The sequence below is a fragment of the Nioella aestuarii genome, from assembly GCF_050896395.1.
Classification (GTDB): Bacteria; Pseudomonadota; Alphaproteobacteria; order Rhodobacterales; family Rhodobacteraceae; genus Nioella; species Nioella aestuarii.
This window is the reverse complement of sequence record NZ_JBPBBA010000013.1, coordinates 57,806-79,762: the sequence shown is the minus strand read 5'-3', so window position 1 is coordinate 79,762 and position 21,957 is coordinate 57,806. Positions and strand designations below refer to the sequence as shown.

Sequence of the window (21,957 nt, the reverse complement as noted above, 5' to 3'; positions counted from 1 at the left end):
CGGGGAGTCCCCGCAAGGGAGGATATCGTTGAACATCCTGTTCATCATGTATGACCAGCTGAGGTTTGACTACCTGAGCTGCGCAGGCCATCCGCATCTGCACACCCCGAATTTCGACCGGGTGGCAGCAAAGGGCGTGCGCTTCACTAACGCCTATTGCCAGTCGCCTATCTGCGGTGCCAGCCGGATGAGCTTTTATACCGGGCGCTATGCCTCTTCGCATGGGGCACAGTGGAACGGCTTTCCCCTGCGCGTCGGTGAGCAGACCATGGGAGATCACCTGCGCAAGGCGGGCATGGATTGCTGGCTGATCGGCAAGACCCATATGAAGGTCGACGCCGAGGGTATGGCGCGTCTGGGGCTGGAGCGTGACAGCGTGATCGGTGCGCGGCAGGCGGAATGCGGGTTCGATACCTGGGTGCGCGATGACGGCTTGTGGGCACAAGGCCCTGACGGGTTCTATGACGAACAGCGTTCCCCGTATAATGAATATCTGAAATCAAAGGGTTACGGCGGCGACAATCCCTGGGCGCACTATGCGAATGCCGGGGTGAAGGACGGCAAGGTCGCGTCTGCCTGGATGTTCGAAAACAGTGATTTGCCTGCGAATATCCGCGAAGAGGATAGCGAAACCCCGTGGTTGACGCAGCGCACCCTTGATTTCATGGAGGCGCAGGAAGGCCCCTGGTGCGCGCATGTTTCCTACATCAAACCGCACTGGCCTTATATCGTGCCCGCGCCGTATCACGACATGTATGGCGCTAATCATGTGCCCGCTGCGACGCGGTCTGATGATGAATGGCGCGATGTTCACCCGGTTTTCGGGGCCTTTCTGAAAGGCAAGGTGGCCGAAGCGTTCCAGCGTGAAGAGGTCCGGCAAAAAGTGATCCCGGCCTATATGGGCCTGATCAAGCAATGCGATGACCAGTTGGGCGTGATCCTCGATTATCTGGACCGCACGGGGAAGGCGGCAGACACGATGATCGTGCTGACCTCGGATCACGGGGATTATTTGGGCGATCACTGGATGGGTGAGAAGGATCTGTTCCACGATCCCTCCGTCAAAATCCCGATGATCGTCTATGATCCGCGCCCCGAGGCCAACGCCACGCGCGGCACCACCTGCGATGCGCTGGTGGAATCGCTCGATCTGGCGGCAACCTTCGTGGAGGTCGCAGGAGGCGAGGTGCCGGGACATATCATCGAGGGTCGGTCGCTCTTGCCGTGGCTGCGCGGGGAAACACCGGACTGGCGCGACTTCGTCATCAGCGAATATGATTACTCTGCCCGGCCCTTTGGCGAAACACTGGTCAGCCGCAGCGCCGATGCGCGGCTTTTCATGGTGTTCGACGGGCGCTGGAAGCTGATTCATGCAGAGGGCGGGTTCCGTCCGATGCTGTTCGATCTGGACACAGACCCCGACGAGTTGAACGATCTGGCGCGCGGGCCGGGCTATGAGGATCAGATCGCGCGGCTCACGGCAATGCTGGCCGCGTGGGGGCTGCGCCTGTCTCAGCGGGTGACGAAATCGGATGCCGATATCGCCGCCATGCGTGGCCGGTCGATCCGGCGCGGGGTGTTGCCGTTCCTCTATGATGGAACGGAGGTGCCCGCCGAACTGGTCGAGAAATACCAGGGGCTGGCAGAAGCGAATTACACGGGTGGCAGCGATGAGTGAACCACGACTGATACGATCTTTCGACGAGCGTCTTGTTGATCTGATTGCCGTCATCTTCACGCTGGTCATTCTGTTTTATTCCGCCAGCGGGCCGATCTCGGATTTCGTGCGCTGGTTCATCGAGACGACGACCGACGGGTTTCAAGACCTGTCTCGCCGCGAACAACGGGTGCTCATGCGGGAACACTGGCTGGGTGCTGGCTGGCGCGCGGTTGAACGAGGGTTTTTGCAGCCAACGGGATTGATCCTCGGCCTTCCCATCACCTTTGCCTTCGCCATCACGCTGCTGACCCTGCACAAACGCCCCGGCCAGCGCTGGTTGAACTGGGCAATGACGCTGGCCGCCGTGGGCAGTTTCACCTTCTGGATCATCAAGCTGTTTGGCACCGACGCGGGATTGTTGCCCTCGGCGCAGCCGCTGGACTTCGTGCTGTTTCCTGTCGTCACAGCCATCACGCTTTACCTGGCATGGCGGCTTTTTGGCGGGTTTATCGCTGCTTTCTGCCTGTTCTGGGTGATCTATTACTTCACGCGCGGGCTGTTTCCCGACTGGACCGGTATCCTTGCCGGGTCCGATGCGACCTTCATCCAGAACCTGCGCGCGATGGTGCAGAATTTCTGGGCTCAAACCGGGGGCGTCTTTGGACAGCCGTTACAGGTCGTGTCCGGTAATGTGCTGATCTTCATCGTTTTTGGCGCTGTTTTGATGGGCAGCGGGGCGGGCGATCTGCTGATGAAAATCGCCAACCGACTGACCGGCGGTTTCATCGGTGGCGCTGCGCATTCAGCGGTGGCCAGTTCGGCACTGTTCGGCACGCTGTCAGGTGCGGCGATTTCAAACGTGGTCTCGACTGGCGTCATGACCATCCCGGTGATCAAGCGCGCAGGGTTCAAACCGGCCTTTGCGGGCGCGGTAGAGGCCGCGGCCTCTACTGGCGGGCAGGTGATGCCACCGGTCATGGGGGTGGTGGCCTTCTTCGTTGCCGGCCAGATCGGGCTCGAATACCGCTACATTGTTGTGGCCGCGATCCTGCCGGCGCTGTTCTACTATGTTGGCACCTTTCTCAGCGTCTATTTCGAAGCCCGCAAGCAGGGGGTCGGCACCCTGCCGTCCGAAGCACGCCCAAGGCTGAACCGGCACGAGGCGGTGCAGTCCCTGGTCTTCGTGATCCCGCTCGGGGTGTTGTCGACCTTCCTGTTCATTCAGCCTTCGGTCCCCAAGGCGGGGTTCTATGGCTTCCTTGCTGCCATTGGCTCGGCGCTTGTGCTGTTTCCAGAGTTTCGCAACCGTGAAAAGATCTGGCGCGCTTTCGTCGATGCGGGGCGTATGTCAGCCTCGATCATCACCATTGTGGCGGCCATCGGTCTGATTGTCGGGCTGATCCAGCTTTCGGGTTTCGCCGGGCGGCTATCGCTGCTGCTGGCGCAGCTGGCTTCTGGGCCGCTCTTTATGGTGCTCGTCGTTGTGGCGCTCGGCTCTATCGTTTTGGGCATGGGGCTGCCGCCTGGCGCGACCTATTTCATCATCGTGATCGCGCTCTCCTCGGGCATTGAGACCGTGGGCATACCGGACCTGTCGCTGCACCTGTTCGTTGTCTTCTTCGCCGTCATGTCCACCGTTACGCCGCCCGTGGCGCTGGCCGCCTTCGCGGCGGCACCTATTGCAGGTGCGGACCCGATCAGAACCGGGTTCGAGGCCGCACGGATCGGCATGGCTGGCTTCCTTATCCCCTTCGTCTTCGTTTATCATCCGGCGATGCTGTATAAGCTGATGGTAGTCTTCGAATGGGCGGGGGGCGACGCGGTACAATCACGCGCGATGCTGGCGGCGGCAGATATCAGCTGGGGCGCATTTGCGTGGATCCTGCTGGCCTTTTCCCTGACGCTGTGGCTGCTGACGTCGGCATTGGCGGGGCATGAACGCCATCGACTGACACCGGTGGAACGTGTCCTGCGCATCTTGGCGGGACTGGCGCTGCTGGCTCCGCAAAGCCTGATCGCGGGCCCGGCGCTGGCGCTAGGCGTCGCCCTTATTGCCTATCACCGTTTCATTGCAAACCCGGGGGCCGATCCAACCCCGCATCCCTGACACCGGATCAATAGGAGGAGGAAACATGAACCATCTACTCAAGGGAGCAGCGCTGTCGGCGCTGTTGGCGGCATCGCCCGCCGTCGCACAGGACCAGACCCTGCGTATGGCCACCATCGCACCCAGTCTGGGACAGGCCATCACCATGGCCACCTTTGCCAATATCGTGAACGACAATCTTGACGGTGTGACCATCGAGGTTGCTGCCGGCGGTGCGGCGACCCTGCACCAGCTGGAGGTCGGGCGCGGCAATCTCGATTTCGCCATGACCTCGCCCACCATCTACGCGCTTATGGTGAACGGCCGGGCCATGTATCAAAACGAGGCCGACGCACCTGAAGCCGCCGAGAACCTTGATCTGCTGATGTGGTTCCCCTACGGCCAGTACCACTACACGGTCCGGGCTGACAGCGACATCGAGTACCTCGACGATATCGAGGGTGCGACGGTCTTTATCGGGCCGCAGGGCGGTGGTGCCTATAACGCCGCACGCAACTGGATCGAAGCCTCGACCGGGCTGGTCGTTGGCGAGGATTACGAGGCGATCTCGGCCAATTGGCAGACCGGGTTCCAGGCCTTCCTGGACGGCAATATCGACATGTATGTGAATGGCTGTCTGGACCCGTGCCAGCAGTTCATTCAGGTCACCGAGACCGAAGCCATCCGCTTCATCGGCCCCGAAAGCACCGAGGGCGATGCAGTGGAGGCCTTCCTGGGCAATTTCAGCTATCTGGAGGAGATCCCGGCCAACGCCTATGCAAATCAGGCGAATGACGGCCCGACATGGTCGCATAACACCGCCGTTGGCATCGCTGTACGGGGCGATCTGGATGAAGAGACCGTCTACCAGATCACGCGCGCCTTCTGGGAAAACCTTGCTCAGGTGACGTCTGAAGCGCCATGGGCGCAGGCCATCAGCATGGAATACGCGGTGCGTGATCTGGCTGGAATGCCGCTGCATCCGGGTGCGCGTCGCTACTACGAGGAAGCCGGCGCATTGTAAGCCGCGCGTCAAACCATCGGGAAGGCCAGCGGGCAGGCGCCTTGCTGGCCTTTTCTTATCGGCCTTTGGTCACGGCCTCCGTGATCACCGGCACGATGGACTCTACCGTCAGCACCCTCGGGTTGGTTCCAGCAGCGCTGTCCTGAATGGCCTTGGCGGCGATGCGCGGGGCACAGTCAGCGGGAACGCCAATATCGGCCAACGTTTTGGGAATGCCGATCTGGTCCAGTAGTCCGCAGATATGGGCGTGAAAGGCGTCAAAGGACGTGTCTTCAAGGCCCATGGTCTGCGCCATGACCGGCACTTTCGCGGCAATTTCGGGCGCGTTGAAGCGCAGCACGGCGGGCAGCAGCACCGCATTGGTCAGACCGTGCTGCGTGTCATATTCTGCCCCCACCATATGCGAAATGGCATGAACCAGTCCGAGCCCTTTCATAAAGGCGACACCGGCCAGACAAGACCCCGCAAGCATCCCCCCTCGCGCCTCCAGATTTGCAGGCTCTGCCACCACGACGGGCAGCCAGCGGGCAACCAACCGCAAGCCTTCCAGAGCCAGCCCGTCACAAAGCGGGTGAAAGCCCGGTACGCAATAAGCCTCGATCGCGTGAACCATGGCATCGGCCCCGGTCCATGCTGTCAGATTCGGCGGCAGGCCAAGCGTGATCTCGGGGTCTAGCAGGGCCAGCGCGGGTTTCAGGTCGGCGTGCCAGACGCACCATTTCATGCCCTTCACCGTATCGGTGATCATTGCGGTGCTTTCCGTTTCAGCGCCCGTTCCAGCGGTGGTCGGGATGGTGATGAGCGGCGGAAATGGGGGATGCGCGGACATGTCGGGCGGGGTCTGCTCGAATTCGAAGGCCCAGAGATCAATGTCATTCGTGGCGGTCAGAGCAATGGCCTTGCCACCATCCATCCCACTGCCGCCTCCAATGGCGATGATCCCGTCATGACCGCCTTCGCGATAGAGTGCCTTGCCCCCGGCGATCTCGTCGTCGCGTGGGTTGGGCGAAATCTCGGAATAAAGGTCCGCTGCCAACCCACCCTTGGCAAGGTATCCCATAAGATCGGCCAGAAACGGCAACCCCGCGCTTCCGCGGTCTGTAACCACCAGGGGCCGTTTCATACCCGCATCGCGGCAAAATCCCTCGATGTCTTGCAGGCGGCCGGGGCCGTAGGCGATTGGGACTGGAAATGTCCAGTCCTGAGGGTCGAGAAGGCTCATGATTGGGTTCCGATTTGGGCAAGGCGAACGTTCTGCAGCCAGCATCGGGCGGGGTCGTCCAAGCGTCAAGCCCGCCTCATCGCCCAATCAGTTTGACGCGAGATGGCAAAGTGGACGAGTTGCTGCCGTGGAAGCCCCTCGACGGCGTGATTGGTTCGCCAAGGAAAGGAGCAAGGTGGTGATGCAGGTTGAGCGTCGCCTTTGGTCAGTCAGCGCAGCTGGATGATGCCATTGCCTTCAAACCCTTCTATCGCACTGTGAACGCTTGGATGATGGCCATCATTTGAAGCTGGAATGCCGGTCATGTCGAGGAAGATGGGCAGACTGGAGTCAAGGCTGTTGATGAAATCTTGCCAGCTCTCGCTGTCTTCTGGCAGCCCGGTGCTACTGAACGGGTTTGGGGCGGCGATATGCAGGTCACTGCGCAGATAGGGGGCGTGAAGACCCGCAAAGATCAGGATGCTTCCTTCTGAAAGCGGGGCGTAGTGGTTGACGCGGTCATCATGTGCATCTGCAAGAACCAAAGGTTGACCAAAGACGGAAAAGGCGGTGGCAACGAGGCTCGCGGATGCGATGGCAGTCAGAAAACCCTCTACCGCAGGTGCTCCTGCGGTAACACGTTCCATCAGCCCGCGAAAAAGGCCAAGGAAGACAAGCAGGCTGCCCGGCGCAAACCGACGAAACCCGAACCCGTCGAACGCGGCCGTCCAGCGGATCGCGACGATCAGAATCAAGTAACCTGAACCGGTCAAAAGCAGGGTCCGCGTCAATGGGTCAAAGGCCTTGCCGCTCCCGTCGCGCCGCAGACAGACGACCAGCCAAACGACGACCACAAGGCCAGCCACAGCCTGAAACCCTGCCCAGATCAGGTGCAAGCGATCCCGCGGTTCCCACTCGGCGACAGGCAGGATGACCTCTCGGATCATCGCGATTGAAAGCTGGCGAAGCAGTTCTGTGTGCGATTCAGGTGCCACGACCCGTTCAATGCCGGTCATGTGGCCAGTCAGCGATTGGTTGTTAAGGAGGTATGCGAGGATCAGCCCGGTCACAGCGCCGGTTACGATCAATGCCAGCAGACCCCGGCGACGGCGCCCTGCATACAGGTCAATAACGGCAACCGCGGCAGGCATCAGAACTGCCGGGGCGCCCACATAACGGAATAGAAACAGGCAAAACACAACGACGCCCAGGCACACCACCCGCCAATCCAGCGTGTCTCTTGGGTGTTCAAGAAGCTTGCCTGTGATCAGCGCTGCAAGCACGAACAGAAAGAGAAACGGCGCCTCACTCCACGTAAAGCTGAAGACCTCCAGATAGGCCCCGAACAGCACCACCAGAGACAGGGCAAATCCGCCACGTCCAAAGCCTGCACTGATCAAAAGCATGGTGCTCAGCATCAGCATTATGTTCAGCAGCTTGGACGCAGCGAAGACCGGTAGGTCGAAGACCCAAGCCACGGCGGCAATCGCACTGGGATACCCCACGGGCCAGATTGCGAACGGCTCGTGTTCCGCGATAACGCGCCCATCATCGGGTACTGTAAATCCGTTTCCAGCCAGAATGTTATCTGCAAGTGACAGATACTGCGCACTGTCCGGGGTCAGACGCCCGCTCGGATCTGAAAAGATACTGAACAGGATCAGCAGAACAGCAGATAGTCCCATGCACAGCGTGATGGTCAACCGGGCAAGGCTTAGGGAGCGCATATATGATCATCCTCGCATTTTTTGCGCGCCCGCAGAGCAGAATGCGCGCAGATTTCCACCCAAACTGATGGACGTCAGGAAGGGTCGAAATCACCCAGAACTAGCTGAGAAAATGCTTGGAAACCTATTGATCGGGCTCGATCAATCCAAGTCCACGCAAGTATATGCCTATTCCGGCCTCCAGCAATTGCTCTGGTGGAAACGGTGCGTTTCCACCGGGCTTGCCGCGGGCGAATAGTTCCACCACCCCGTGGCTCATCGCCCAGATATGGGCAGAGAACATGCTGGCGGGGGGGCGTTTTTCCGGCGGGATATGCTGAGACAGCGCCTCGGCGGCCCGTTCAAGAACCGCGCGTGACTTGGCGGCGGCGCTGGCCAGGCCGGGCGTCGCGTTCATCGGGATGCCGCTTTCGAACATCGCCATGTAGTGGCCTGGATATTTGCGGGCAAAGGCCAGATAGGCGCGGCCCGTGGCCTCGAACGCGGCCAACGCGGATGGCCCGCCGCTTTCGAACGCGTAGTCCATCAGGTCGGCAAAAATCTCGTGCCCCTGACGCGCACCTTCTGCGATCAGGGCCTCGCGCCCCTCGAAATGGCGATAGACGGCGGCGGGGGTAACGCCTGCGGTCTTTGCGGCTTCGGACAGGGTGAACCCTGTCGGGCCCTTTTGTTCGATCAGAACAAGGGCCGCATCGACCAGAGCCTGGCGCAGATTGCCGTGATGGTAGCCGCGTTTAGCCATTCGCAGGGTTATCCGACCACATCTCGGGCCCGCCGCAAATGGCCGGATCGGGCTGGCCGACCAGATCGTGGTTCTTACGGTCATAGTCGAGCCCGGCCAGGATCTTGCGCATCACGGCCAGCCGCGCCCGGCGCTTGTCGTCGGACCGGATGACCGTCCATGGCGCCGATGCGCTGTGCCCGCGATCCAGCGTTTCGCTGATGGCGGCGCTGTAGGCATCCCATTTCTTAAGGCCCTCGACGTCGATCCAGCTCAGCTTCCACTGTTTCAGCGGGTCACTTTCCCGGTCGAGGAAGCGGCGCAACTGCTCGGCCCGACCCACATTCAGCCAGATCTTTACCAGATGGATCCCGTCGCGCACCATCATGTCCTCGAACTCTGGCAATTGGCCAAAGAAGTTCTGACGCTGCGTGGGGGTGCAGAAGTTGAAGACATGTTCCACCACACCGCGATTGTACCAGCTGCGGTCAAAGAGCTTGATCTCACCGCCCGCGGGCAGGTGCTGGATATAGCGCTGGAAATACCATTGCGTTGCCTCGCGCTCGGTCGGTTTCGACAGGGCGACAACCGAGGCCACGCGCGGGTTCAGGTTTTCACGCACCCGTTTGATTGCGCCGCCCTTGCCGGCAGCATCGCGACCTTCAAAGACAACGGCCACGCGCTTGCCGCTGTCCTTGACCCAGGCCTGACACTTGACCAGCTCGATCTGAAGCGCCTCCAGCTGATCCTCGTAGTCGCCCTTGTCCATGCGGTCCCGATAGGGGAAGGACGGGTCCAGCACGCTGTCCTTCTTCGCATCGCGAATGGCCTCTCGGATTTGGTCCGGGGCTTCGGATCGGAAGAATTCGCTGATGGCGCCATCGAAGGGCAGGTTGGTCATGGGGCGGCTCTTTTTTGATGTCTGCTCAGACCCAATATGGGCCGCGGGCGGGCCTAGTGCAATCCGGCGCGGGTGGCGGCGCGGTCTATGGCGGCCAGGACATCGCCCGGATGGCTGTGGTGTGGCATGTGGCTGGCGCTGTCGAGCGTGGTCAGATTGGCGCCGAGAATGGCGCGGGCAAGAGGCTGCGCATGAATGCGATAGCCGACAGCCTTGTCTCCCGCGGAATGCAGGATTTCCGTGGGCACGGCGATATCTGAGTAGCGTGGGGCCTGCGCGCTGATCCAGCGTAAAAGATGCCGTCTTTGCAGGGCATTGGCCCTCATGGAGGCCCGTCGCAGCGTCAAGCGCGGGCCGAAATGGTCGGCGTAGCCATGAGGCGGTGCATCGGGGGCAAAGATTGCGGCGATCTGATCTTCGATGATCCTGTCAGGCGTGAAGGCCGTAAGGGCCGGGATCAGCAGATGCCGTCCGGGCCAGCTAGACAGAACGCTGTAGTAGGCTCCAAGCCCGGTCGTCCACGGATGTGACACGGCGGAAACCGGGACCAGAGCCGCAATTTGGTCGGGGTGGTTAAGCGCCCATGCAAGCGCGACAGCGCCGCCCAGGCTTTGGCCCATGACCACCGGTCGCTCTGCCCCCAACATCCGAGCCGCACCCGCCAGCGCGGCGGCCTGCTGGTCCAGTGACGCACCATGCGATGTGATTGGATCGGAATATCCAAGACCGGGCCGATCCAGAGAGATTACGCGGTAGTGATCAGACAGAAGGGGGACCAGCCCATTTGAAAAATCCCTCAGATTGCCCGATGAGCCATGGATCAGAACAAGATCCGGGCCGCTGCCCGCCACGTGGGCATGAACCTGCACACCGTCCACATCCAGCAATTGCCCTAGCGGAGGGTGGCTGGCTTCGGCCCGCGCTTCCTGAACGCCCGCACGCCAATGGGTTAGCGCGGCCAGCGCCCCAGTAGCGGCCAGCGTGGTCGCGGCAATGGCCATGGATCAGCCCCTCAGATCGGTGCGGTCTAGACCGATCCGGGAAAGGTCAAAAGGCGTGGTTTCGTAGATTTCCGAGATCCAGTTGCCGTAGAGCAGATGCGCATGACTGCGCCAGCGGTTCTGCGGCGGATTGGACGGGTCGTCATCCGGGTAGTAATTCGTGGGCACGTTGATCGGTGTGCCTTCAGACACATCGCGATCATATTCCTGCTTCAGCGTATGCGAGTCATACTCGAAATGGTTGAAGACATAGAGCGCGCGATGCGCTGGATCTTCTACAAGAGCGGGTCCAACCTCGTCTGAATGCAGCAGGATCTTTAGCCCAGGCACCGCCTCGATCTCGTCTCGCCGCATTTCGGTCCAGCGGCTGACCGGCATGACCAAATCATCAGAAAAGCCCCTGAGGAGAGGGGTTTCCGGGGCGAGGTTCATATGCCGGAAGCAGCCGAACGCCTTGTGATCTAGGATGTGTTTCTTCACCCCATGGAAATGGTTGATCATTGCCATCCCGCCCCAGCAGACGCCGAAGGTGGAATGCACATGGGTCTGGGTCCAGTCGAAGATGCGGGTCAGCTCGTCCCAATAGGTGACATCGCTGAATTCCAGATGTTCAATCGGCGCGCCGGTGATGATCAGCCCGTCGAATTTCTCGCCTGTGGCCTCCACTTCGGTGAAGGGGCGATAAAACTCTTCCATATGTTCAGCAGCGGTGTTCTTGGTCTGGTGCTCGCTCATGCGGATGAGGCTCAGCTCAATCTGCAAGGGCGTCGCCCCGATCAGCCGCGCGAACTGGTTCTCGGTCTGGATCTTCTTGGGCATGAGGTTCAACAGCCCGATCCGCAGGGGCCGGATATCCTGCCGCGCCGCCGCGTCCTCGTCCATGACCATGACGCCCTCGTGCGACAGCACGTGATAGGCGGGCAGGGTCGAGGGCAGTTTGATGGGCATCGGAACGCTCCGGGGTTCGGGGTGAGGAATGGAAATCTAGGCGGTCTGGCGGCGGCTCTCAAGAGCGGCACCAACCAGGTCAGTCACGTCCGCGGCATCGCGCACGGTGGCCACGTCACTGGCCTGAACGGTGATGCCCCAGTTCCGCGCCATTCCGGCATAGAGCGGCACGCGGTGGCGAATGGCGCGGGCATAGGCAAATCGGATGAAATCATCGGGCACCACGTCGGCGGCATCCACCCCGCGTTCGCGTTTGAAGTCATCCCACAGCTGCCGCATGATCCGCGGCTGATAATACATTGGCTTCGGTGCGCGGTCGAACCGGCGGATCAGCTCGTCTGTGTGATCCTCGCTGCCCTCGATCCAGACCATCAGCGTATGGGCGCTGAGCGTCTTCAGCACCTCGTCGCGGGGGTCATCGGGCGTCACCACCTCGCAGATCGACCCGCCGGTGTCGCAGACGAAATTCGAGTAGCCGTAAAGGTCATGCGCCCGGCGGATAAAGTGGGGCGTATCCAGCAGCGCGTTGATCTCGGCCCGGCGATGCAGATCCTGCCGGCGCATGTATTCGGTAAAGCGCAGGCCCCCCAGATCGGGATTGCCCGGCTTGCCCAGATAGGTGGATAGCGGCGCCAGATTGTCGAAGGTGATGTTCGATCCGATATAGATCGAGTCTGACCGCAGCAACTGTGCCAGGAACGGCACCTGCATCGCCTGTTGCTTGAGGTTGTCGGCGATATGTTCGCCCATATAGGCGGTGCCGATGCGGTAATCGACGGAATAGTGGAACCAGTGCCCCTCGGCGCGCAGCAGGTTTGCCAGATGCGTCTTGCCAAGCCCGGACATGCCAAAGAACAGCACCCGTTTGTCGGGCGCCGCATTCCAGTCTCGGGCGGTCTCATAGATCAGGCTCATGGCGCGTCGCTTTCCCATGGGTCGCAAAGGTCCGCATTCGATACCGCGCGGCGCGCCATGCGTCCATGCGGAATTTCAGCGCCTTAGCGCCCGCCAGAGCCGCCCGTCGAGGATCAGAAGCCCAAGCGCCAGCAGCGCGAAGCCCGCGAAAGCCGTGGGTGCGAGCCGTTCGCCAAGCACCAGGGCGCCAAGGCCGATGGCAACCGGAGGGATCATCAGCGTCACCAGCATCGCGTTGGCGCTGCCCGCTGCTTGCACGATCCGGTAATAAAGCAGATAGGCCAGTGCCGTGCCGATCACCGCGAAATAGCCAATGGCGGCAAAGGTTTGCGGATGGGCGGGCAGGGTGGGCGTGCCCTCCAGCCACAGCGCCATGGGCAGCATGATCAGGCTCGATCCGGTCAGCATCCCGGCGGCAGCGACTTGCGGCTTCAACTGCGCAAGCCGCGCCCGCGCCCAGGCCGATGCAAAGGCATAGGACATCGTCCCCGCCAACACCGCCAGTTGTGCTAGCGACCGGATGTCGAAACTGCGCAGAGCATCGAGGCCAATGGCCACGGCAACACCCGCAAAAGCCACAGAAACGCCGATCACCCGGCGCGGCGTCATCCGTTCATCGGCGAAACAGGCGGCAGCGACGGGCACGGCGAAGACGGCGGTGGCCGCGTTGAAGATAGAGGTCAGCCCCGTTTCGATATGAAGCTGCCCCCATGCCATCAGGGAAAAGGGGATGACGTTGTTCAAGAGCCCCATGACCAGAAACGCCCCCCACACCCGTGGCTCGCGCGGCACCGGCAGTCGCCTCAGGGTGACATAAGTCCAAAGGATCAGCATCGCCCAGAACACGCGATGAGCCACAAGCGTGAACACCCCGATCTCATCCAGTGCCACGCGGATCGACAGAAAGGATGCCCCCCAGATGAGGCTAAGAAGCAGAAGGTCGGCCCAGGCACGGGCGGAGATACGGTCAGTTGTCATGCGATCGTCCTACGCCCACGACTGTCCCGTTGCGACCCGGAACCTGCGCAAAGAAAAACCCCGGACGCTGCTGGCCCGGGGTTGATCCTGTGACGTGATGGGAAAGGCTTAGAAGTTGAAGCCAACCCGGAGGCCGAAGGCGACGACATCGTTCTCGTAGAAATCAGACGTGACGGGACCAGCAGCAAGAAGCGTGTTGGCGTCGCCGATCATGACATAGCGGACACCGGCGGCGATCGACATGTTGCCTTGAGTGTACTCTGCGCCGAGACCGATCGAAGTGAAGCCATCGGTCGGGCCGAGGTTGCCAGAGAACCCATCTTGTTCGGCTTCATAGCCGAGCGACGCGGATACGGCCCAGTTCTCATTCAGGCGGCGGGCGATCCCCAGGGTGTAGGTCCACACGTCCTGGTCGTAGTCAACGAGGTTGCCGGCCGGGTACATGTTCGGGGTAATCGCGTAGCCATCCCAGTTGGTCCAGCGGATCGAGCCAAAGAGCAGCGTGTTGGCTGCAATGCCAGACTGTGCTTCAAGCAGGACAGACCGGGGCAGTGTGTTGCTAAACGCGGTCGGGCCAGCGGCAGCAAGCAGTGCAGCATCGGGCGTGCCAGCCGGGCCGGGGGTTTCAACACCGCTCAGGCTCAGATCCACCTCGCTGAAATAGGTCAGAGCGAAGCGCATGGCGATATCAGGGCGCTCATAGGCAGCACCAACCATGTAGCCAAGCTCATAGTCGCTGTCTGCATTCAGGCGGTAGCTGAAGAGCGGGGTGCTGACATACACGTTGCCGTCTACCTGCACGCCACGAATACCACCATAAACCGAGAAGTTCTCGTTCAGTTCATAGCGCAGGGCTGCGGTGATCTGGCGCGAAGACAGTTCAGCGTAGGATCCTGCAAACGGGTAGCCGGTGCCGCTAGGATAGGCCACGTCTGCACCGACGGGCTCATCAATGACCAGCGAGAAGGACAGCGCATCGGTGATGTCCTGATGATAGCCGAGTGTGACTGAGTTGTAGGTCGGGCTGATGTCGCCAGAGGCTACCACCGGTACGCCGGTCACATTGCCGGTCACCTCAGGTGAGATCGAGCCATAGCTGAGCTCTACGTAGGTGCCTTCTTCAAATAGAATCCCGGTGGTGAAACCGGTGCGCTCGATGCCACCTGCGGAGACGGCTGCGGTGCTTGCCAGCAGGGCCGCTCCTGCGAGAGTGATTTTTTTCATGGTTGTCCCTCCAAGACCGAACAACGGTCGTCCCTTGTACTGAGCGTATGTCGTCAAAAGCGGTGATCTGCGTCAATTCTTCCGTGACGTAAGGAGGGCGGTTCACGGGCTGTGGATAGATTTGTGTGGCCGGTTGTGACGGAATTGCTACAGCTGACGTAAGGTCAGGTGCGCCGGGACCAGGTGCGCCGGGACTCGGTGACGACATTCACGTAGTTGGCCCCGAAAATCAGCGCCGCACCCAGAAAAACCGGCCATGTGAGGGTTTCGTCATAGAGCACCATGCCAATGATTGCGATCACCGGCAGGCGTGCGAAATCAATCGGAAGGACCACCGTGGCAGGGGCCAGCGTCATCGCCGTGGTGATGCAGAAATGCGCGGTCAGACCGCCCAGACCGATGACGATGATCCACGGCAACCCGATCGTTGTAGGCAAGGCAATATCGCCGTCATACCCTGCGCAGATCAGCCCGAACATCAGCTGCATCGCCGTCAGGTGAAACAAGATGCATGTGACCGTGTGGCGGCGGGTGAGCTGCTTGGTGAAGATGCCGGTCAGGGCAAAGCAGATTGCGGCGGTGGCAGCGGTCACTGTGCCAAGCGAGATCGGAGTCGTGCCGGGCTGCGCAACAATGAGAATGCCGATAAAGCCACACAGCACCACGGCCAGTTTCTTCAGCGTGAAGCGTTCGCCAAGCAGGAAGGGCGCCAGCAGGATAACCCAAAGCGGGCTGGTGAATTCCAGCGCGAAAACCTGAGCCAACGGGATCAGGGTCAGAGACAAAAACCACAGGTTCTGACCTGCGAAATGGGCGAGATTTCGGACCGCGTGCCGGGGCAGATCGCGCGTGGTGATGTCACCCAGTTTGCCGCGCAGCGTGGCGAAGCCGACAACGATCGTGAAGCCGATGATCGAACGATAGGTCATCATCTCGAACGTATCGAGATCCGTGGCCAGGGCACGCCCTGCAACTGCCATGGCCGAGAAGGACACAATCGCCCCGATCATCCAGAGCGCGGCCAGCCCTGCCTGTGTGGGCTCGGTCTCCTGGGGTTTGGCAGTCAACGGGGTGATCCTGTTCTTATGCGGCCCCATCGGGGCATTTCCGGAACCAGACACCAGCCCCGTCGGCTTGGCAAGGGGCGGTGATCAGATCGGCATCCCGGTCACGGTATAGCTGCGCGCAATGCCCTCGCTGATCCGCGCCCAGTCAGAGGCCCGCGCACGGATCTGATGGGCCTCGAATGCCTCTGGGGTCGTAAATTCCTCAGCGACGTTGAAGCGGCCTTGAACCTCCGGGTCTTCGGTCACGTCGAAGCTGATGCAGCCAGGTTCGGCGCGCGTCAGGCGGATGTGGTCGATCAGCCCGGCGCGGATCTGCTCCATTCGGTCGGCGGGCACATCGATATGGCCCGTTAGGATGACGGTCATGATTGGATCCTTGCGGTTGTCGGGGCAGAAGACATCACAAGGCACGGATGCGCCAGTGGAAATGTTGCAATTACCCCGCGCGCTCGTGATCATGCCGGGTCTGGGCAAGCGGGTCCGGTGCCCCCATATTCTGCCCTGCATCACTGATGAGGAGGGATCGCCCCAATGAGCTACGCCAAGACCGATGACGCCCTTGCCCGCCTGACGCCCGAACAATACCGCGTGACGCAGGAAAACGGGACGGAACGGCCTTTCTCGGGCGAATATGATCAGCATTTCGAACCGGGGCTTTATGTGGACATCGTGTCGGGCGAGCCTCTGTTCGCGTCGTCCCAGAAGTTCAATTCGGGCTGCGGCTGGCCGTCTTTTGCCAAGCCGGTAGAGCACGCCCATGTGGTCGAGCTGCGTGACACGACTCATGGCATGATCCGGACCGAGGTGCGGTCCGCGCATGGCGACAGCCATCTGGGGCATGTGTTTCCCGATGGCCCGCGCGAGATGGGCGGGCTGCGATATTGCATCAACTCTGCCTCGTTACGCTTTGTTCCAAAAGCAGAAATGGAGGCTGAAGGCTACGGCGCATATCTGAGCCAAATCGAGGGCTAAGACACGCCGAGGTTGTAAAAACCAGAATGCGCCCTAAGCTGGAGCCGTCCTGAAACAGGAGGTCAGCATGGGCGCATTCACGTTCGAGAATCCGGTTTTCGTAACCTATGTCATTGCCACAGCTCTGACCGTTCTCAAGGTCATGGGACAGGGTTGGATGACTGTCTACCGGATGTTGAAAAGCGACTCAGGGCTTGTGAACCCCGAAGATCTGCGACCCAGCATTACGAACCCAAATCCGCGGCCTGAGCAGCTGGAGGTCAATGACTATGTCGATCGGTCCCGGCGAATGCACAGGAATGATCTGGAAAATATTCCTGCATTCTGGGCCGCTGGCCTGATTTTCGTTGCTGCCACGCCACCGCTCTGGCTGGCGCAGGGCCTCATGTATGGATTCGTTGCCACACGCGCGGCTCATGCCGTGGCCTATGCCACGAAGCAAAGCCACGAGATGCGGGCGACTTTTTTCACATTCGGATCCGTAATCGTGATCGCCATGGCGATCTATGCACTCGTGTCGGTGATCGGCTAGGGGGCGCCGACTGCCGCTTTTCAGGCGACGCTTTCCGATCTTTTCTCAGAAAGCGCGCCTGATTTCTACGGGATTTATTCCAGTTCGATCGTGCCCGGCGGTTTCGAGGTGCAGTCGTAGAACACGCGGTTCACGCCCTTGACCTCGTTGATGATCCGGGTCGAGGTCTCGCCCAGGAACTCATGCGTGAACGGGTAGTAATCCGCTGTCATGCCATCGACTGAGGTCACGGCGCGCAGGGCTAGCGCATAGTCATAGGTGCGCCCGTCGCCCATCACACCGACGGTGCGCATCGGCAGGATCGCTGCGAAGGCCTGCCAGATATCGTCATAAAGCCCGTGCTTGCGGATCTGGTCGATATAGACCGCATCGGCCTTGCGCAGGATCTCCAGCTTGTCGCGGGTGATCTCGCCGGGGCAACGGATCGCCAAACCCGGTCCGGGGAAGGGGTGCCGGCCGATGAAACTGGCGGGCAGGCCCAGTTCGTGGCCAAGCGCGCGGACCTCGTCCTTGAACAGTTCGCGCAGTGGTTCAACCAGCTTCAGGCCCATCTTCTCGGGCAGGCCACCGACATTGTGATGGGACTTGATCGTCACTGAAGGCCCGCCGGAAAACGAAACCGATTCAATGACATCGGGGTAGAGCGTGCCTTGCGCCAGGAACTCTGCCCCTTCGATCGTGTCCGCATATTTCTGGAACACGTCGATGAAGAGCTTTCCGATGATCTTGCGCTTGGTTTCGGGGTCTGACACGCCCTCCAGCTCGCCCAGAAAGAGCTCGCTCTCATCCGCATGGATAAGGTTGAGGTTGTAATTGTCGCGGAACATCGCGACGACCTGTTCGGCCTCATTGAGGCGCAAGAGACCATGATCGACAAAGACGCAGGTCAGCTGGTCGCCGATGGCCTCGTGCAGCAGGATACCGGTGACTGAGCTGTCGACGCCGCCGGACAAGGCGCAGATCACCTTCTTGTCGCCCACCTGTTCGCGGATCTTGGCGATCATCTCTTCGCGATAGGCGCCCATGGTCCAATCGCCGGTAAAGCCCGCGAGCTTCACGAAATTCTCGTAAAGCGTTGCGCCATTGGGGGTGTGGTGCACTTCCGGGTGGAACTGCACCGCGTAGAAATGGCGGCTGGCATCGGCGGTGATGGCGAAAGGCGCGCCGGGTGAGGTGCCATAGACCTCGAACCCGGGGGCAATCTCGGCCACATGGTCGCCATGGCTCATCCAGACCTGTTCCTTGCCGGACCCGTCCATGAACCAGCCTGCCAGAAGATCGACATGCGCGTCAGAGGGGGTGACATAGGCGCGGCCAAATTCGGCGGTGGCGTGTTCGCCCGCCTCAACCCGACCGCCCAGATCATGCATCATCACCTGCTGGCCATAGCAGATGCCCAGGATCGGCACGCCGAGCGTATAGGCCGATTGCGGCGGGCGCGGGCTGCCCTCTCGCATCACACTGTCGGGGCCACCGGAAAAGATGATGGCCTTGGGGGCGAAATCGGCCAAAAACGCGTCAGACACGTTCTGGTAGGGGTGGATTTCGCAATAGACATTCAGCTCTCGCAGGCGGCGCGCAATCAGCTGCGTCACCTGGCTGCCGAAGTCGATGATGAGAAGGCGGTCATGAGAGGTGCTGGTCATGCGCCAGCCAATAGGCGCGGGCGGTGGTTTGTGCAAGCGCGATTGTAGGGTCGGCTTGCGGGAATGGGGTAATTTCGTTCAGGGAACCATTGCATTCGGACGACAGGCCGGAAATGATCTCGCTTTGCACCGAAACCTGCAACGGGACCCGCCGAACGGATTATGGACGAGTTGAGCACAATGAATGCCCTTACGGCGGCCCTGAATATGGCGCTGGCCTTGGTTCTTGGGGCAATGATCGGGTCGGAACGGCAGGTGCGGCAGCGGATGGCGGGCTTGCGCACAAACGCGCTGGTGGCGCTTGGGGCGGCGGCCTTTGTGGTGTTTTCCTCGCAATTCGCGGATGAACTCAGCCCGTCAAGAGTGGGCGCGCAGGTTGTCTCCGGCATCGGCTTTCTGGGGGCCGGGATCATCTTTCGCAACGGCTTCACGGTGCATGGGCTGAATACAGCTGCAACGCTGTGGTGCTCGGCAGCGGTCGGATTGCTGGCCGGGCATGGATCCGCGGTTCATGCAACGATCGCGGCGGGCTTCGTCGTTTTCATCAATCTCGGCCTGCGTCCATTGGTCAAATGGCTCAAACGCCGGACCCGCGCGGGTATGCCATTGGTCGCCGAAAGCCGAGTGACGCTGACCTGTGCAAAATCGGACGAGGCTGCGGCGCGGCGGCTTGTGTTAAAGGCGCTGATGCATGAGGGCGTGCAGGTCGCCGGAATGGAAACCGATGCTAAGGACGACCGGGTAGAGCTGTCACTGAGCGTGACAATCGCCGAATTGTCGGGGCATAGCATAGAAACGCTGGTGTCCCCGCTGATGCTGGATCCGATCGTTCAGGGGCTGGACTGGGACACTCAGCCAGAGGCCTAGACAAGGTCGGCCAAGCCTTCGGGGAACAGCCGTATTCGGCCTGCGCGGGCCTTGGCTAGTGACACCCATTTCGCGGTCATCTCTGGCCCGTCGCCTTCCCGGAAGGCCAGTTGGTCTGCATCATAAAGCGTGTCATTGGCAAACCGGGCGGCGAGGACGAAAACAATCTCATGTCCTGCCGCGCCTTCGTGCTCGAAGAGGTTTTCCAGCACGCCCAGAGACCGGATATCGGTGATCTTTTGCCCGGTTTCTTCGCCGATCTCGCGCGTTAGCGCCTCTGCTGCACGCTCTCCGAATTCGATAGCGCCACCCAGGGGGCGCCAGCCCTTGATCGTGCCGTCATCGCCGTGCACGGGTCCGCAGAGAATCTGCCCTTCGCGTTCGAAAATGCCGATGGCGAGCACGCTCAGCTGCGCCACCGGGCGCCACGGGCGTGGCTGTTCAGCCACCGGTGGCCGGGGCCCACGCGGATCGGCCGCATGATCGTGGCCGCAGCCGCAGGCGGGGTCGTGACAGCTGTGATCGTGGGGCATCGGCATTCTCCTTGACCCCAAGGGCTACAATCCCCGCGTGTCGCGGGCAAGGGTCAGGGGATCAGGACATTGATCAATGTCGCGCCGATGATCCAGATGGCCAAGGCCAGAACAATGGCCGTGGTCAAAGAATAAAGCCCGCCCGGCACGCCCACTAGAAAAGCGACGACACCAAGCCCCCCGATCAGGCCCATCAAGGGCGTTTTACGGTTTTTCCAATCCATGGCAGCCCCTCCTCTGGACAGGGAGTCTGCCCAGAATCCGTGCGTGCCGCCTTGATATGGCTCAGACCCGTGCCGTTCATGTCGCTTTTTCCCCGCATTCGCCGCAAATCACACGCGGTTGATCGGCGCCGCTTTGTATCACATCGGAAACTTCCCCCTTTGAGAGGACATGACGCGATGAGTGATGCAGCAACCGCCCGACGCCGGGGACGTGGTGGTGGCGGGGCCGCCCGACGCGCCGAACGCAGCGCCGTCAGCATCGAGACCGCCAAATACATTGAGCGGAACATCCCGAATTTCGAAGTGCTGACCGAAGAGGCACTGGAAATCATCGAGGCCAATGCCGAAACCGTGCTGGAAGAGATCGGCGTCAACTTCGTCGACAACCCCGCTGCACTGGATCGCTGGCGCGAGGCCGGGGCCGATGTCGATGGCGAACGTGTGCGGCTGCCCAAGGGGCTGGCACGCAAGCTTTGTTCCACCGCGCCGTCGCAGTTCACGCAGCACGCCCGCAACTCTGAGCGCAATGTTGTCATCGGGGGGCGCAACCTGGTGCTTGCCCCGGTCTATGGCCCGCCCTTCGTTCAGGACATGAACGGTGGCCGCCGCTATGCCACGATGGAAGACTTCAACAACTTCGTGAAGCTCGGCTACATGTCGAAATGGCTGCACCATTCCGGCGGCACTGTTTGCGAACCCACCGATATTCCGGTCAACAAGCGTCACCTGGACATGCTTTATGCCCATATGACGCTGTCGGACAAACCCTATATGGGCTCGGTGACCGAACCCTCGCGGGCGTTGGATTCCATCGATATGTCGAAGATCCTGTTCGGGGACGATTTCGTCGAACAGAACACGGTGATGACCTCGCTCATCAACATCAACTCGCCGCTCACCTTCGACTCGATCATGATGGGCGCGCTGGAACATTACGCCGCCCATAATCAGGCCTCGATCATCTCTCCGTTCATCGTGGGCGGGGCCATGGCGCCGGTGTCGATTGCCGGGACGCTGACTCAGGTTCTGGCCGAGGTGCTGGCGGGCGTGGCTTACAGCCAGCTTATTCGTCCCGGTGCGCCGGTGATTTTCGGGGCCTTCGTGACCTCCATCGACATGAATTCCGGTGCGCCCACCTTCGGCACGCCAGAAGCGTCGCATATCACCATGGGCGCAGGCCAGTTGGCGCGGCGACTTGGGCTGCCCTACCGGTCGGCAGGGTCGTTCAACGGCTCTAAACTGCCCGATGCACAGGCAGGCTACGAGACCGCCAATTCGCTCAATGCCGGTCTGCTGGCGGGCGTGAACTTCATGCTGCATTCCTGCGGGTGGCTGGAAGGCGGACTTGTGTCCAGCTTCGAGAAATTCGTTATTGATGCCGACCAGCTTGGCGCGCTGCACAAGTTTGCCGCCGGTGTCAGCCATGACGAAAATGCACAAGCCATGGATGCGATCCGCGAAGTGGGCCCGGGCGGGCATTACCTTGGCTGCGCCCACACTCAGGCCAACTTCAAGACTGGCTTCTGGCGGTCCGAGGTGCTGGACTACAAGCCCTTCGAGACCTGGGTCGATGAAGGCAGCCGCAACACCATGCAGCTGGCCAATGCCAAGGTTCGCAAGATCCTGGCCGATTACCAGCAGCCGGCGCTTGACCCCGCGATTGATGAGGCGTTGCGCGCATTCGTGGCCAAGCGCAAGGAAGAGATGCCGGACGCATCCTACTAAGCGAA

General features: G+C 60.9%; 21 protein-coding genes. 7 read left to right on the top strand and 14 right to left on the bottom strand.

The features are described 5' to 3' along the window. Positions 1 to 28: 28 nt before the first annotated feature. Genes ACROHD_RS09885 through ACROHD_RS09875 form a run of 3 tightly spaced genes read left to right on the top strand, consistent with a single transcriptional unit; the run spans position 29 to position 4,770 of the window. On the top strand, positions 29 to 1,678 hold the full coding sequence (locus ACROHD_RS09885; RefSeq protein ID WP_432677558.1) for a sulfatase-like hydrolase/transferase: 1,650 nt from the start codon (positions 29 to 31) through the stop codon (positions 1,676 to 1,678). Then, positions 1,671 to 3,767, top strand: a complete 2,097-nt coding sequence (locus tag ACROHD_RS09880; RefSeq protein WP_432677557.1) for a TRAP transporter permease — start codon at positions 1,671 to 1,673, stop codon at positions 3,765 to 3,767. Before ACROHD_RS09885 ends, ACROHD_RS09880 begins: the two co-directional genes overlap by 8 nt. A gap of 25 nt (positions 3,768 to 3,792) precedes the next feature. Further along, positions 3,793 to 4,770, top strand: a complete 978-nt coding sequence (locus ACROHD_RS09875; protein WP_432677556.1) for a TAXI family TRAP transporter solute-binding subunit — start codon at positions 3,793 to 3,795, stop codon at positions 4,768 to 4,770. A 55-nt stretch (positions 4,771 to 4,825) separates the two neighbouring features. On the opposite strand, the gene ACROHD_RS09870 is transcribed toward ACROHD_RS09875, so the two are convergent. From ACROHD_RS09870 to ACROHD_RS09820, 11 genes are all read right to left on the bottom strand, one after another. Next, the gene (locus ACROHD_RS09870; RefSeq protein WP_432677555.1) at positions 4,826 to 5,992 is read right to left on the bottom strand and encodes an iron-containing alcohol dehydrogenase; all 1,167 of its coding nucleotides are present in this window, start codon (positions 5,990 to 5,992) and stop codon (positions 4,826 to 4,828) included. Positions 5,993 to 6,201: 209 nt separating this feature from the next. Next, entirely contained in the window at positions 6,202 to 7,698 is a 1,497-nt protein-coding gene (locus tag ACROHD_RS09865) for a hypothetical protein (RefSeq protein WP_432677554.1), read from the bottom strand. A gap of 124 nt (positions 7,699 to 7,822) precedes the next feature. After that, the gene (locus tag ACROHD_RS09860) at positions 7,823 to 8,440 is read right to left on the bottom strand and encodes a TetR/AcrR family transcriptional regulator (RefSeq protein WP_432677553.1); all 618 of its coding nucleotides are present in this window, start codon (positions 8,438 to 8,440) and stop codon (positions 7,823 to 7,825) included. Then, positions 8,433 to 9,320, bottom strand: a complete 888-nt coding sequence (gene ppk2 / locus ACROHD_RS09855; RefSeq protein ID WP_432677552.1) for a polyphosphate kinase 2 — start codon at positions 9,318 to 9,320, stop codon at positions 8,433 to 8,435. The genes ACROHD_RS09860 and ppk2 overlap by 8 nt, the downstream gene beginning before the upstream one ends. A 53-nt stretch (positions 9,321 to 9,373) precedes the next feature. Then, the gene (locus tag ACROHD_RS09850) at positions 9,374 to 10,321 is read right to left on the bottom strand and encodes an alpha/beta fold hydrolase (RefSeq protein ID WP_432677551.1); all 948 of its coding nucleotides are present in this window, start codon (positions 10,319 to 10,321) and stop codon (positions 9,374 to 9,376) included. Positions 10,322 to 10,324: 3 nt separating this feature from the next. Then, complete coding sequence (metA, locus tag ACROHD_RS09845) at positions 10,325 to 11,269, bottom strand: homoserine O-acetyltransferase MetA (RefSeq protein WP_432677550.1); 945 nt, start codon at positions 11,267 to 11,269, stop codon at positions 10,325 to 10,327. A gap of 36 nt (positions 11,270 to 11,305) precedes the next feature. Continuing rightward, complete coding sequence (locus ACROHD_RS09840) at positions 11,306 to 12,178, bottom strand: ATPase (RefSeq protein ID WP_432677569.1); 873 nt, start codon at positions 12,176 to 12,178, stop codon at positions 11,306 to 11,308. A gap of 81 nt (positions 12,179 to 12,259) precedes the next feature. Beyond that, positions 12,260 to 13,162: a DMT family transporter gene (locus tag ACROHD_RS09835; RefSeq protein ID WP_432677549.1), complete on the bottom strand. Its 903-nt coding sequence runs from the start codon at positions 13,160 to 13,162 to the stop codon at positions 12,260 to 12,262. A gap of 108 nt (positions 13,163 to 13,270) precedes the next feature. Further along, positions 13,271 to 14,386, bottom strand: a complete 1,116-nt coding sequence (locus tag ACROHD_RS09830) for an OmpP1/FadL family transporter (RefSeq protein WP_432677548.1) — start codon at positions 14,384 to 14,386, stop codon at positions 13,271 to 13,273. 164 nt (positions 14,387 to 14,550) lie between these two features. Continuing rightward, entirely contained in the window at positions 14,551 to 15,396 is an 846-nt protein-coding gene (locus ACROHD_RS09825) for a DMT family transporter (protein ID WP_432677568.1), read from the bottom strand. Between the two features lie 141 nt (positions 15,397 to 15,537). Beyond that, positions 15,538 to 15,819 carry a putative quinol monooxygenase gene (locus tag ACROHD_RS09820; RefSeq protein ID WP_432677547.1) on the bottom strand — a complete coding sequence of 94 codons (282 nt, stop codon included), beginning with the start codon at positions 15,817 to 15,819 and terminating at the stop codon, positions 15,538 to 15,540. 165 nt (positions 15,820 to 15,984) lie between these two features. Between ACROHD_RS09820 and msrB the strand changes: the two genes are divergently transcribed. After that, entirely contained in the window at positions 15,985 to 16,425 is a 441-nt protein-coding gene (gene msrB / locus ACROHD_RS09815; RefSeq protein WP_432677546.1) for a peptide-methionine (R)-S-oxide reductase MsrB, read from the top strand. Between the two features lie 67 nt (positions 16,426 to 16,492). Further along, a complete protein-coding gene (locus ACROHD_RS09810) occupies positions 16,493 to 16,957 on the top strand; it encodes an MAPEG family protein (protein ID WP_432677545.1) in 465 nt (154 codons plus the stop codon). Between the two features lie 74 nt (positions 16,958 to 17,031). On the opposite strand, the gene guaA is transcribed toward ACROHD_RS09810, so the two are convergent. Next, the gene (gene guaA / locus ACROHD_RS09805) at positions 17,032 to 18,603 is read right to left on the bottom strand and encodes a glutamine-hydrolyzing GMP synthase (RefSeq protein WP_432677543.1); all 1,572 of its coding nucleotides are present in this window, start codon (positions 18,601 to 18,603) and stop codon (positions 17,032 to 17,034) included. Positions 18,604 to 18,783: 180 nt separating this feature from the next. Between guaA and ACROHD_RS09800 the strand changes: the two genes are divergently transcribed. After that, the gene (locus tag ACROHD_RS09800; RefSeq protein ID WP_432677542.1) at positions 18,784 to 19,470 is read left to right on the top strand and encodes an MgtC/SapB family protein; all 687 of its coding nucleotides are present in this window, start codon (positions 18,784 to 18,786) and stop codon (positions 19,468 to 19,470) included. Here the strand turns inward: ACROHD_RS09800 and ACROHD_RS09795 are convergent. After that, positions 19,467 to 20,003 (bottom strand): NUDIX hydrolase, encoded by a 537-nt coding sequence (locus ACROHD_RS09795; protein WP_432677541.1) that lies wholly within the window; start codon positions 20,001 to 20,003, stop codon positions 19,467 to 19,469. The two genes, ACROHD_RS09800 and ACROHD_RS09795, sit on opposite strands and share 4 nt — an antisense overlap. A 53-nt stretch (positions 20,004 to 20,056) precedes the next feature. Further along, entirely contained in the window at positions 20,057 to 20,227 is a 171-nt protein-coding gene (locus ACROHD_RS09790; RefSeq protein ID WP_432677540.1) for a hypothetical protein, read from the bottom strand. 177 nt (positions 20,228 to 20,404) lie between these two features. Here ACROHD_RS09790 and ACROHD_RS09785 point away from each other — a divergent pair, with 177 nt between their 5' ends. After that, positions 20,405 to 21,952: a trimethylamine methyltransferase family protein gene (locus ACROHD_RS09785; RefSeq protein ID WP_432677539.1), complete on the top strand. Its 1,548-nt coding sequence runs from the start codon at positions 20,405 to 20,407 to the stop codon at positions 21,950 to 21,952. Positions 21,953 to 21,957: the final 5 nt, after the last annotated feature.